Source organism: Bacteroidota bacterium (genome assembly GCA_016213405.1).
Taxonomy (GTDB): domain Bacteria; phylum Bacteroidota; class Bacteroidia; order Palsa-948; family Palsa-948; genus Palsa-948.
Window position 1 is genome coordinate 67241 of record JACRAM010000071.1, and the last position, 13770, is coordinate 81010.

A 13770-nucleotide genomic window follows, 5' to 3' on the forward strand; every position below is an offset into this window, starting at 1 on the left:
AATGAATACTGCATGCAACCATCTATTACCTTTGTAACATCTTTACCATAGTAACGTACAACCTCATCCATTCAATAAATACTGCGGACTTGAAAAGAATAGTTTTACTCCTTGTTTTTTCTCTCTCATTTATTTATGGCGCATCTGCCGGTGAGCGCTTTTGGGTAGCCGGTTCGGGGAATTGGAATGATGCAAAACACTGGTCAGAAAAAAGCGGAGGAATTCCAGGAGCATCTCTTCCCACATCAACAGATGATGTAACCTTTGATGGCAACTCTTTTACTAATGAGGGAGAAATTGTATTGGTAGAAAAATCTGTAGAATGCCGCGACCTATACCTTCTCAATGGAATTATTAATTGCAACAATCAGGTTATTTCATGCCGCTCTGTTTTCCGAACAAAAAACAAGAGCGCGCTGATTATTGGTTTTTCTAAGATTATTGTGAAAGAAGGATGGAAGTTTATAGAGTTCCCTCTCAAAAATGAGCAGTCCTTTCGCCTTGATAATATCTCCCTTCCTTTTGCTGCAACTACCACCGTAACATGTGTTAGCGGTACGTATACTCTTACTCTTGTTATCAGCGGCACCGATATATCTTGTAATGGCGGTTGCGATGGAACTGCCACTGTTTCGGTATCGGGTGGAGTTCCTCCTTACAGTTATTTATGGACACCCAGCGGACAAACTACAACCACTGCCACGGGTTTATGTGTAGGAACAAAAACGATAGAAGTATGGGACAGTAATATGCCACTGCAGAATTATTGCACCGGCTCCATTGCTCTGACAGAACCTGCTTCATTACTTATAGGTATCAGTCCTCCCTCTCCTACTACTTCCTGTTTTGGACTGTGTGATGGTTCGGCTACAGCAAATCCTTCCGGAGGAACAGCGCCTTATACTTACCTCTGGTGCAATGGGCAAACCACAGCAACTGCTACTGGACTATGCGTAGGTTCTTGTACAGTACTTGTTACCGATGCCAACGGGTGCACTAAAACAAAACTGGCTACTGTGGGGCAGCCGCCTCTGTTAGTAGCAAACGGTACATCCACAAATGTTACTTGCTTTGGCTTGTGCAACGGCAGCGCCTGTGTTGCGCCAACAGGAGGAAATCCTCCGTATACCTATTCATGGAGCAACGGTGCAACTACTTCGTGCATCACAGGGCTTTGCGCTCCTTTATCATTAACCTGCACGGTAACAGATACAGAAACCTGCACCGCCACTTATACTACTTCCATTACCCAGCCCCCTGCACTTACTGTTACTGTTACAGGCACCAATCTTTTATGCAACGGAGTTTGCACGGGCTCGGTAACTGCCACTGCATCGGGCGGCACTCCTGCTTACACGTATTCATGGATGCCGGGAGGGTACACTACTTCTGCTGTTACAGGGTTGTGCGCTAGCAATTACACACTCACACTGACTGATGCAAACGGATGTACACTGACAAATACCATTGCCATTACTCAGCCCGCTGCGCTTACAGTTGCGCCCACCGGAACAAACATTAATTGTTTCGGGCAATGTACAGGAACTGTAAACGCCAATGCATCGGGCGGAACTTCTCCCTACACTTATTTATGGAATCCAAGTTTGTGTACCACTTCTTCCTGCACGGGTTTGTGCGCAGGAACTTATACAGTAAATGTAACGGATGCGAACGGGTGCACTAAATCAGGAACCGTTACTATTACCGAACCGCCATTGCTCACCGTTACTGCTACGGCAACAAATGTTACCTGCAACGGGTTGTGTAACGGAAGCGTTACCGCTACGGCAAGCGGAGGAACACCTGCTTATACTTATGCATGGTCTCCCGGTGGATGCACAACATCTGCCTGCGCGGGTTTATGCGCGCAAAATTACACCATCACTGTTACCGATTCAAAAGGATGCACTGCCACAGCTACTGTTGCTATCACGGAACCTCTGCCACTGCTTCCAAATTTATCTATGACTCCGGCAACCTGCAACGGAATTTGTGACGGAACTGTTACTTCATCGGCTTCAGGCGGCACCACTCCTTATACTTATTTATGGATGACGGGAGGATACACCACTTCTACAGTCACCGGACTTTGCACGGGCACTAAAACACTAACTCTTACGGATGCAAACGGCTGTTCTAGTACAGCCACAATAACAGTAACTCAGCCCGGAACATTGAGCGCGTCTATTTCTTCCGCAACTCCTAATCCGCTTAACTGCAATGGCGATTGCAATGGAACAGCCGTTGTATCTGTACTCGGAGGAACTGCACCCTATTCCTATCTATGGAACACCGGTCCTACCGCCACCACTGCTTCCATTTCCGGGCTCTGCGCAGGAAGTTATTCAGTAACTGTAACAGATACCAATGGATGCACGGCAAGCGCCAGTGTATTTTTTATTCAACCTACTCCTTTAATAGTTATTGTTAATGCTACTGACCCTACCTGCAATGGCGCCACCAACGGTTCGCTATGTGCAATTGCAGGGGGAGGAACTCCGGGCTATACTTTTTTATGGCAGCCGGGCAGCCAAACCACTTCATGCATTGCCGGGCTTGGTGCAGGAACTTACACCTTAACAGTAACCGATAGCAAGGGATGTACTTTCACAAACACATATACATTAGTAGCGCCATTACCTTTAACCGCAAATGCTGTTGTAGTAGATAGTGTTTCATGTGCCGGACTATGTGATGGCTCTGCCACTTCATCTCCATCGGGAGGAACTTCTCCTTACACATTTTTATGGTCAAACGGACAAACAACCAGCGCTGCCACCGGATTATGCGCAGGAAATGTAACTGTTACGATAACGGATGCAAACGGATGTACGAATATTAACGTTATCAATATTTTTCAACCAACAGTTCTTTCTTCTTCCATAGGTTCTACCACATCAAGTTGTACGTTATGCACCGGCACTGCGACTGTATCAACATTGGGAGGCACTTCTCCCTATACATTTTTGTGGTGTGACGGGCAAACAACTTCTGCGGCTATCGGATTATGCATAGGCACTTGCAGTGTCACGGTGACGGATGCCAATGGGTGTACCAATACGTTAACGGCAACCATACCTCCTGTGGTCACGCTCACTGTTACTGTTAATGGCACAAGCGTGAGTTGTGCCGGCTCCTGCGATGGAATTGCAACAGCAACTCCATCTGGCGGAGGCGTTCCTTATAATTATCAGTGGTGCTGTCCGATTCAAACCACCCAAACTGCAACAGGATTATGTGCGGGAACTTATACCGTAACGGTGTCTGATATAAACGGATGTATTACTACTAACACGGTAACATTTACTGACCCGCCTCCGCTTGCTTCAACTATGAGCGCTACCGTTGCCTCCTGCGGAATATGCAACGGCACTGCAACATCCACTCCATCAGGAGGAACAGGCGCGTATACTTATAATTGGAATATTTTTCCTAATCAAACTACCGCAACTGCAACCGGGTTATGTGCAGGAAATTATTCTGTTACCGTTACTGATATGATGAATTGCACCATTACAAATACCGTAACAGTTGGAAATATTTCAGTCATCCTTGCTAATCAAAGTGTGACGGATGCAAACTGCGGTTTGAGTGACGGAAGCATTTGTCTGGCGCCAACAGGGGGCACTTCTCCATACACCTACTCCTGGGCGCCCGGTGGAGAAACCACTTCCTGCATTACAGCAATACCATCCGGTATTTATACGGTCACCATAACGGATGCGGCTCTCTGTTCAGCTGTTTTCCCTATTGCAGTGAGCAACATCAGCACCTTGTCTGTTACGGTAACGAGCGCAATCAATCCTGTTTGTTACAGTGATTGCAACGGTTCAATTTCCGTTTCTGTTTCGGGAGGCACACTTCCTTATACTTTCTTATGGTCTCCCGGAGGAGAAACCACCTCTTCCATCACCGGACTTTGTGCCGGAACATATATCTTTCAGGTAATTGATGCGGTGCCTTGCACCACTTTTGCAACAATAGTCCTTACTGACCCACCGCCCTTTGTTCCGAATCCTGTGATAACAAATGTTTCCTGTAACGGAGGAAATAATGGAAGCATTTGTTTATCCCCAACGGGTGGAGTAAACCCATATACATTTTCATGGAGCAACGGGCAGTCAACCTCCTGCGCAACAGGATTAATTGCCGGATGCTATACCGTTATTATTACAGATGCAACCGGATGCGATGACACCATCCCGATCTGTGTAACAGAACCTTCTGCCCTTTCGGTGACGATTGCATCTACAAACGTAACCTGTAATGGAAACTGCGATGGAACAGCAATAGCGACAGCGGCAGGAGGCAACGGCAGTTATACTTATTTATGGAGCACAGGAGCGCCCATCCCTCCCATTGTTGGATTATGCCCTGGCACTTATAGCATAATTGTAACGGATAATAATGGATGCACAGCCACGGCAACTGTGGTGATAACAGAGCCGGCAGTTCTTACTACTACCATCACTTCGACAAACATCACTTGTAATTCTCTTTGCGATGGAACTGCTACTCTCATGGTAGCCGGAGGAACAACCGCCTATACTTATTCATGGAGCAATGGTGATACCACCGCAACTGCCGACAGTTTGTGCGTTGGAAATTATCAGGGAACAGTAACCGATGCGAATGGGTGTGCCTCCACGCAAAGCGTAAACATCACAGAACCGGCAGCGCTTTCTGCGACAGTTACGTTCACTAACGCAAGCTGTTCCGGAGGATGTGATGGAACTGCTTCGGCAAGTGTCAGCGGTGGAACAGGAGCCTATACGTATCTGTGGAATCCCGGAGGATTAACTACATCTTCTGTAACCGGATTGTGTGATGGCTCATCCTACACACTTGATGTTTCAGATGCAAATGGTTGTGTTACGAATAGTTTTTTCTCCATTTCCGCACCTTCCGTACTCCAGCCGGGTATCACAAATACTTCTCCCCTCTGCTTCGGAGGATGTGATGGAACAGCAACCTCTTCTCCTGTAGGAGGAACTCCTCCTTATACTTTCCTCTGGTGCAATGGACAAACCACCGGCACAGCAACAGGATTGTGTGCTGGAACTTGCACGCTGATATTAAGTGATGCAAATGGATGTTCTGATACTACATCTACACTAATTGGTGCACCCACTCCGCTCACACAAGCGAACGGAGTTGCTCCGGCAACTTGCATGCTTTGCAACGGAAGCATCACCATCATCGCTTCGGGAGGAACTCCGCCTTACTCCTATTTCTGGAGCACAGGAGAAACCACTCCAGGAATTACCGGACTTTGTGCAGGAGTTTATATTGATACGGTAATGGATGCCAACGGGTGTATCAGTATTGATACAATTGGCGTAAGCAATACGTCAGGACCTGCCCTCACCTTCAGCGTAACAACTGTTACCTGCAATAGTTTCTGCGATGGAACCGCAACGGTTTCTGCAACAGGAGATGGACCTCCATGGGTTTATTTGTGGACATTCCAATCGCAGACAACTCAGACAGCAACCGGACTATGCGTTAATCAAAATCCATATTGGGTTTCGGTAACAGATACAAACGGATGTATATCTGTTGCAGACACCAACATTGCCGAACCTCCGCAGATTGTTGCTAATCCAACTGTGACAAATGCAACTTGCTTTAGCATGTGTGACGGGAACATTACCACCGGTGCAACCGGTGGAACAGGTGCATTAACTTATTCATGGTTCCCCGGCATGCAAACAACTGCTTCCATCACCGGTCAATGTTCCGGAAATTATACGTTGACCATCACTGATGCAAATGGTTGTGTGCTCACTACCACATTCACCATTGGAGAGAACTCAGTTCTTACTTCTACTGTAACTTCTACCAATGATTCGTGTAATGCTTCTTGTGATGGAACTGCAACGATAGTTGTTTCCGGAGGAACTTTGCCTTATACATACGCGTGGACAGGCGGACAAACAACCAGCACCGCAACCGGATTATGTGCGGGAACATTTACGATAACCGTAACAGATGCCATCGGATGCATTCATAGCAATTCCGTAATCATTACTGAACCTGCACTTCTGGTTGCAAATATTTCAGGTGTGAATCCTCTTTGCAATGGTGATTGCAATGGTTCTGTTTCATCTGCTCCAACCGGAGGAACTCCACCTTATACTTATTTATGGGCTCCTGGCGGATGCACCACTTCTTCCTGTTCAGGTCTTTGCGCTGGAAACTACACCCTCGTACTTACTGATGCAAATAATTGTTTGGTCACAGCAACAGTTACGCTTACTGCACCTGCTCCAATTACATTAACGGATGTTGTTACTAATGCTAACTGCGCGAACACATGTGATGGAAGTATTGACATCACTCCAACAGGAGGAACGACTCCTTATACATTCCTGTGGTCGCCAGGAGGACAAATCACCGAAGATATTTCAGGGCTTTGCCCGGGAATTGATTCCGTACTTATCACCGATGCCAACGGATGCACCTTCATTGATTCAATGACGGTTGATACAGCGATTGTTGTTATTGCTGATGCGGGAAATGATACTTCTTATTGCGCGGGTGGAACAGCAACACTTTGCAGCGGAAGTATCAATGCAACTTCAATCGCGTGGTATCAATTACCCGGATGGACGCTCATTGGCAGTACCAACTGCATCAACGTTTCTCCTCCAGCAGGTGTAGATTCCATTGCACTCATCGCAACAAACGGAATTTGTTCCGATACCGATACGGTTGTAGTAACAGTAAATAATTATCCTGTTTTAGTTTCAAGCAACGATACAATTATTTGCCAGGGAGATTCTGCATTGCTTTGTTCTTCAGGCGCAAACAATTATCAATGGTACACGCTTCCGGGATGGACTCCTATCGCGACAGGAAACTGCATCATGGTTTCACCCGCTGTGGGAACTTATACTTACGGGATTATCGGCATGAACGGAATTTGTTCTGATACTGATTCTGTTTCTGTAACCGTTCTCGCCATGCCGGTTGCAAATGCCGGCAATGACATTGCGTTCTGTCTGGGTGGAAGCACCCAACTCTGCGACACGCTCAGCATTAATGGAATTGTTTCCACATGGTATCAACTTTACTCTTGGACTCCTCTTGATACTGATAGTTGTACGATTGTTTCTCCTGTGCTTTCAACGGACTACGCAGTCATAGTTTCAAACGGAATTTGCTCTGATACTGATACGGTGGCTGTAACCATTTATCCTCTTCCCACCGCTGATGCCGGAACAAACGTAACTATTCTTTCAACGGCAAGCACGGGTCTCAATGGAACTGGAAGCGGAAATTACTTATGGTCTCCCGCAAGCGGATTGAGCTGTACTACTTGCGCGAATCCGACTGCGAATCCAACCGTGACAACTACTTACACGCTCACAGTTACTGACACAAGCGGATGCATGGCATGGGATACAGTGCGCGTTACGATTATTACGGATGTGATTGTGAACGATGGTCTTTCACCAAATGGTGACGGCATCAACGATATATGGGAAATTTCAAACATTGAGCAATTCCCCGATGCGCTGGTGGAAGTGTACAACCGATGGGGAGAATTATTGTTCCACTCTATTGGCTACAAAGAAAAATGGAATTGCAAATACAACAACAATGATTTACCTGTTGGAACATATTATTACGTCATCAACCTGAACAGCGATTTACATAAAGAACCGATTACTGGACCGATAACGATACTTAGATAAACAGTTGTTATTAATTGTTCGTCTTAAAGAAAATGAAAATGAAAAAAATTATTCTGGCTTCCGGCTTCTGGCTTCTGGCTTCTGACTTGTTTGCCCAGCAATTGCCTTTGTTCTCGCAATACATGCTGAACGATTATTTCCAAAACCCAGCGGTGGCAGGAAGCCGTCCGTACTTTGATGTGGTATCTGCCAACCGCCTGCAGTGGATGGGAATCACCGATGCTCCGCGCACGTATGCGCTCAGCATGAACGGACCTCTCAAACCAAAAAACATGGGAGTAGGCGGATATTTATTTACGGATATTGCCGGACCCACGCGAAGAATCGGTTTCAGCGGCTCGTATGCATATCACGTTAAGATAAATGAAAAAATAAAAATTTCACTTTCTCTTTCCGCAGGAGTAATGCAATTTGCAGTAGATGCTTCCAAACTTACGCTCGATAATAAAAGCGATTATGTTTTTGCAAACGGATATGAATCTGAAATTGTTCCCGATCTCGGCACTTCATTTTATTTATACGGGCTTCCGAAAGATAACGGAACAGGCAACTGGTGGCTGGGCGGATATGTTCCGCAGATTTATCCTGCCAAGCTGAATCTTTTCACTACTCCTACTCCCACAGGAACTCTTGCCACGCACTTTTATGCCACGGCAGGATATAAATTATTTATCACGGATGAATTTTCCGCAGAGCCATCCTTGCTTGTGAAATTTGTTAGTCCCGTGCCCGTACAGATTGACGGTGGAGTGCGCATCTTCTACAAAAATAAAATATGGATTGGCGGAACTTACCGAACCAACGATGCCATGAGCGCCATGGTGGGCTACACCTACAAAGACAATCTCACTTTTGGCTATTCATACGACATCACCACCACCAATCTGAAAAACTACAACAACGGAACTCATGAACTCATGATTGGCTTGCGCTTTAAAGCGCCTGTTACGCCTACAGCTCCGAAGGAGGAATAAAAATATTTCTCTTCTTATTGCGTTAACGGCAGGTGATGAAAAAAACTGTCGTTATTTTTTTATTCTTTATTCAATCCTTTTCATTTGCTCAACGCGTTTCTTTATACGGGCAATTAAATACGATTACGACTGCAGTTCCTTTTTTATTAATCACTCCTGATGCGCGGGCAGGAGCAATGGGTGATGCAGGATGCGCTTCAACTCCGGATGCGTGGTCGAATCACTGGAACGCTTCAAAAAATGCTTTTATAAAAAAAGATTTCGGAGCAGCTGTTTCATATACTCCATGGCTGAGAGCATTAGTTCCTGATATTAATATGGCAGATATCGGTTTGTATAAAAAAATAAAAAAGAACAGTGCTTTTGGAATTTTTACAAAATATTTCAGTTGGAGAGATGTTTCTGTTCCGGCTATTGGGCAATTTCGCGCTCATGAAGAAACATCGGGTGTTTCATTTTCCACTTTATTGTCGAAAAAAATATCTGGCGGAGGAGTTTTAAAATATATTTATTCCAATGTAAGTTTGTCAGGGAACCCGGCATGGTCTGTCGCTGCTGATATGTCGTGTTACTGGACGGATACAATTATGCTGAAAGATATTTCATCTAAATTTTCGTGGGGAATAAATCTTTCTAACATTGGAAGTAAAATTGCATATAACAATACTGGAAACAGAGAATTCCTCCCTCAAAATCTCCGCGCGGGGGTTTCATACAAAGTTGATATTGATAAACAGAATTCTGTAGAAGTTGTATGCGATGCAAACCGCCTGCTTGTTCCATTTCCTGTCATTAATACCTTGCCGGAACAGTTTCAAACTGTAAACATTGGTTCCGGGATTGAATACTGGCATGCACAAATGTTTGCTGTTAGAAGCGGATTTTTTTACGAGCGTCCGGAATATGGAGGAAGAAAATATTTTACACTTGGGCTCGGAGTCAGATATTCTGTATTCAGTCTTGACTTTGCTTACCTGATTCCGACTGAGCAGCGCCATCCGCTTCAAAATACTCTGCGTTTTACTTTATCGTTTGATTTTAATTCTTTAAAGAAAGCAGAAAAGAAAAATATGCAGTCTTATTTTATTGAAGGATGAGTTTTACGCTTAATTAACTTAATAACTCAATAACTCAAGTAACTTCTTCTCAAATCTTTCCTTGGGCAAAAAGTTTTTTTCTAAGGTTTCGGTAAAAGGAACGGGAGTATTGAGCGAACCTTCGCGCATGACAGGCGCATCTAAATAGTCAAAACAATTTTCCGTAATAAGTGCAGAAATTTCTCCGCCAATTCCTCCTGTGAGTGCGTCTTCGTGTAGGATAATTGCTTTACCTGTTTTTTTCACGCTCTCAAAAATAGTTTCAGTATCCAGCGGGGCGAGCGAGCGCAAATCAATCAGTTCAATCCCTGAAACAAGTTCAGAATTATTTCTCTCAATTATTTCCAGCGCCCAGTGCACGCCCATTCCGTAAGTAATAACAGTCACCGCATTTCCTTCTTTCAAAATTTTTGCTTTACCGATTGGAATTGTATAATAACCATCAGGAATATTTCCTGTAATGCTTCGGTAAAGCGCTTTATGTTCAAAGAACATCACGGGGTTCGGATCTTCGAATGCAGAAAGCAAAAGTCCTTTCGCGTCAGCGGGAAAAGCGGGATAAACTATTTTCAGACCGGGAACATGAAAAAACCACGCTTCGTTTGATTGAGAATGAAACGGACCTGCAGCAACACTGGCACCAGTAGGCATTCGCACAACCACATCTGCAGATTGTCCCCATCGCCAGTGCGCCTTCGCAAGATTATTTACAATTTGTGTCATCCCTTCCGAAACAAAATCCGCAAACTGCATTTCTACCATTGCTTTCATTCCGTTGATGCTGAGTCCAAATCCTGCTCCAAGAACCGCACTTTCGCAAAGAGGAGTATTGCGCACTCTCTCTTTTCCAAATTCTTTTACTAATCCATCCGTGATTTTGAAAACGCCTCCGTATTCAGCAATGTCTTGTCCCATCAGAACGAGGTTGGAATGTTTTCGCATAGCTAAACGAAGTCCGTCAGAAATTGCGTCAACTAAACGCTTTTCTGATTTCGGTTCAGAATCCTCCCCCTTCACCCCCTCCAGAGGGGGACAAAAAGCAAATACATCTTTTATTTCTTCTTCTGTATCTGGTTCAATTTCTTTTTCACAAAAGGCAATTTCAATTCCTTCATCAATTTCTTTTTTGATTTTTGATTTGAATTCAGATATTATTTTTTCGCTGAGAATAGTTGAATCAAGTAAAAACTTTTCATACTTCTTAATAGGGTCTTTTCTTCCCCACTCTTCAAATAATTTCGGATCAATGTATTTTGTTCCTGATGCTTCCTCGTGTCCTCGCATGCGAAAGGTGATGCATTCTAATAGAATCGGTCTTGGGTTTTTTCGGATGGATTCAGCCAGAGATTTTACTGTATCGTAAACTTCCAGCACATTGTTGCCGTCAATTTGAACTGCTTCAATTCCGTAGCCGATTGCTTTATCAATAAATTGTTTGCATCGGAATTGTTCTGAAGATGGAGTTGAAAGCCCATAACCGTTATTTTCTATAGCGAAAATCACGGGCAAATCCCAGACAGCAGCAACATTTATGCTTTCGTGAAAATCTCCTTCGGAAGTTCCGCCATCTCCGGTGTAAACCAGCGTCACCTTTTTTTCTTTTTTCAGGAGATGTCCGAGTGCGATGCCGTCCGCAACTCCCATCTGCGGACCAAGGTGAGAAATCATTCCAACAATTTTGTATTCCTGGGTACCGAAATGAAAACTTCTGTCTCGCCCTTTTGTAAACCCTGATTTCTTTCCCTGAAACTGCGCAAACAATTTGGCGAGCGGAATTCCTCTCACAGTAAATGTTCCGAGATTACGGTGCAAGGGAAGAATGTATTCGTCTTTTTCCAAAGCCATCGCAGCTCCCACCGAACTTGCCTCCTGCCCGATTCCTGAAAACCATTTTGAAATTTTCCCTTGGCGAAGAAGAATGAGCATTTTTTCATCAATCATCCTCGGCTTGATGAGTTCTTTATAAAGCGAAAGAAGAATTTCATCAGAATAATTTTTTTTATCGAATTTCATGGAAGAATCTGCAGTTATCATAGGAAAAATACCTGAAAAAGGGTAGAATTGTGAGAGGCAAATTTAATAAGTTTGCACATGCAACAGATTCTTGTATATCTCATGCTCGCATCCGCTGTTTTCTACCTCGGCTATCGCGCTTATCTGACTTTCAGAAAAAAATCCGCAAAGGGCTGTGCATCCTGTCCGGCAAACGAGAAGGCTTAATTACTTATTTCTATCACTTCCTTCAGTTTATCGTACATCTCCTTGCTTTGTGCCTTGAAATACGAATGAGAAAAAACAAAAAGTGATTTCCAGAAAATATTTTTTCCTGTAATATGATTTGAAGAAATAATTTCTGTTGACGTTCCTTTATTGATGAATTTAATTTTGCACTCATTCGTGAGCATATCGTTGTCGAGAGAAAAAGCAAACACTTCATTTTCTTTGAACTCTGTTATTTCCTGTGACACAATATACGTTTCGCTCCCCTGCACAAGCGTTAATTCCATTTTGCTTCCTATTTCATTTTGCTTACCATTGAGCAGTCTTATTCCTTTAAATCCCGGAACCCATTCAGATAATTTTAATACATTATTAAAAATTTTGAAAGATTGTTCAATGGGTTTATTCACAGTAACTTTGTTTTCATATTCGAAAGAAGGAATAAAAATGCCAAGAGAGAAAAAGGTAATAACTATTACAAAGAGAACCAGACCGGAATACTTCAGGGTTTTTTTCATATTTCTTTTCTAAGTATTTCTCCAAACCTGAAAATATCCTCAAATGAATTATACAGCGGAACGGGTGCACAGCGGATTACGTTTGGTTCACGCCAGTCAGCAATCACACCTTCATTTATCAATTTGTTAAATAATTCTTTTCCCCTACCGTGCGCAATGATACTCAATTGACATCCTCTTTCTTTTGGCGTAATTATTTCCTGCTTGTGAATTCCTGCTTGTGCATTAATTTCTTGAATGATAAACTCCAAATATCCTGTTAGCTTTTTACTTTTCTCTGCGAGCGTATCTATTCCCGCTTCCATAAAAATATCGAGAGCCGCTTTATGTGCCGCCATTGAAAGAACAGACGCGTTACTCACCTGCCATGCTTCCGCAGTAGGAATCGGCACAAAGTTTTTTTCCATTTTAAAACGCTTCTCTTTATTATATCCCCACCACCCGGCAAACATCGGTAAATCTTTATTGTGATGTTTTTCATGAATGAATGCTCCGGCAACATTTCCCGGTCCTGAATTCAGATATTTATAAGAACACCAGCAGGCAAAATCCACATTCCAGTTGTGAAGATTCATTTTAATATTTCCTGCCGCATGCGCCAGATCAAAACCAACCCTTGCTCCTGCTTTGTGCCCCGCTTCGGTGATTGATTTCATGTCGAACGCCTGTCCGTTGTAATAATTCACTCCTCCTATGAAAACCAGCGCGAGTTCGTTTTTATTTTTTTCGATGGCAGATAAAACATCTTCGTGGCGGATACAGTGTTCGCCTGCTCTTGGCGCTACTTCAATGATTGCATTTTCAGGATTATACCCGTGAAATTTTACCTGTGATTCAATTGCGTACTGATCGGATGGAAATGCTTTTGCTTCGCATAGAATTTTATATCGCTCTTTTTCCGGACGATAAAATGACACAAACAAAAAATGAATGTTGCTCGTCAGCTGGTTCATTGCTACTACTTCACTCTGTTTCGCTCCAACAATTTTCGAAAGCGATTCAGCCAGAGTTTCATGATAGGAAAACCAAGGATTCTTCGCTTTGAAATGTCCTTCCACTCCAAACTTTGCCCAGACATCCAATTCATGCTGAATATATTTTGAAGCGGACTTCGGCTGAAGCCCGAGAGAATTGCCTGTGAAGTAAATCACATTTTTCCCTTTATGCTTCGGAAATAAAAATTTCGAACGGAATTTTTTCAGCGGATCTTTTTTATCCTGTGCTTGGGCGAATTGAAGTGCGTTTTCGTATTTCATCATTC

7 protein-coding genes are annotated in these 13770 nt (G+C 43.7%); 4 read left to right on the forward strand and 3 right to left on the reverse strand.

Features of this window, described 5'->3' with window-relative positions:
- Positions 1 to 89 precede the first annotated feature (89 nt).
- From HY841_09215 to HY841_09225, 3 genes are read left to right on the forward strand one after another with little or no spacing between them, the layout of a single operon-like run.
- On the forward strand, positions 90 to 7700 hold the full coding sequence (locus HY841_09215; protein MBI4930928.1) for a gliding motility-associated C-terminal domain-containing protein: 7611 nt from the start codon (positions 90 to 92) through the stop codon (positions 7698 to 7700).
- A 38-nt stretch (positions 7701 to 7738) separates the two neighbouring features.
- Positions 7739 to 8674, forward strand: coding sequence for a type IX secretion system membrane protein PorP/SprF (locus HY841_09220; GenBank protein MBI4930929.1), 936 nt, complete (start codon positions 7739 to 7741; stop codon positions 8672 to 8674).
- Positions 8675 to 8709: 35 nt separating this feature from the next.
- Positions 8710 to 9771, forward strand: a complete 1062-nt coding sequence (locus tag HY841_09225) for a PorV/PorQ family protein (GenBank protein ID MBI4930930.1) — start codon at positions 8710 to 8712, stop codon at positions 9769 to 9771.
- A gap of 18 nt (positions 9772 to 9789) precedes the next feature.
- Here the strand turns inward: HY841_09225 and HY841_09230 are convergent, their stop codons facing one another.
- Positions 9790 to 11784 carry a dehydrogenase E1 component subunit alpha/beta gene (locus tag HY841_09230; protein MBI4930931.1) on the reverse strand — a complete coding sequence of 665 codons (1995 nt, stop codon included), beginning with the start codon at positions 11782 to 11784 and terminating at the stop codon, positions 9790 to 9792.
- A 78-nt stretch (positions 11785 to 11862) separates the two neighbouring features.
- On the opposite strand from HY841_09230, the gene HY841_09235 reads away from it, so the two are divergent.
- Complete coding sequence (locus HY841_09235) at positions 11863 to 11991, forward strand: FeoB-associated Cys-rich membrane protein (GenBank protein MBI4930932.1); 129 nt, start codon at positions 11863 to 11865, stop codon at positions 11989 to 11991.
- Here the strand turns inward: HY841_09235 and HY841_09240 are convergent.
- Together HY841_09240 and kynU are read right to left on the reverse strand one after the other, a co-directional pair.
- Positions 11988 to 12509 carry an SRPBCC family protein gene (locus tag HY841_09240; GenBank protein ID MBI4930933.1) on the reverse strand — a complete coding sequence of 174 codons (522 nt, stop codon included), beginning with the start codon at positions 12507 to 12509 and terminating at the stop codon, positions 11988 to 11990. The two genes, HY841_09235 and HY841_09240, sit on opposite strands and share 4 nt — an antisense overlap.
- Positions 12506 to 13765 carry a kynureninase gene (gene kynU, locus HY841_09245; protein ID MBI4930934.1) on the reverse strand — a complete coding sequence of 420 codons (1260 nt, stop codon included), beginning with the start codon at positions 13763 to 13765 and terminating at the stop codon, positions 12506 to 12508. The genes HY841_09240 and kynU overlap by 4 nt, the downstream gene beginning before the upstream one ends.
- Positions 13766 to 13770 lie beyond the last annotated feature (5 nt).

Excerpts from the sequence above, each read along its gene's own strand:
- kynU (MBI4930934.1), bottom strand. The coding sequence starts at position 13,765 with ATGAAATACGAAAACGCACTTCAATTCGCCCAAGCACAGGATAAAAAA.
- HY841_09230 (MBI4930931.1), bottom strand. The coding sequence starts at position 11,784 with ATGAAATTCGATAAAAAAAATTATTCTGATGAAATTCTTCTTTCGCTT.
- HY841_09235 (MBI4930932.1), top strand. The coding sequence starts at position 11,863 with ATGCAACAGATTCTTGTATATCTCATGCTCGCATCCGCTGTTTTCTAC.
- HY841_09225 (MBI4930930.1), top strand. The coding sequence starts at position 8,710 with ATGAAAAAAACTGTCGTTATTTTTTTATTCTTTATTCAATCCTTTTCA.
- HY841_09240 (MBI4930933.1), bottom strand. The coding sequence starts at position 12,509 with ATGAAAAAAACCCTGAAGTATTCCGGTCTGGTTCTCTTTGTAATAGTT.
- HY841_09220 (MBI4930929.1), top strand. The coding sequence starts at position 7,739 with ATGAAAAAAATTATTCTGGCTTCCGGCTTCTGGCTTCTGGCTTCTGAC.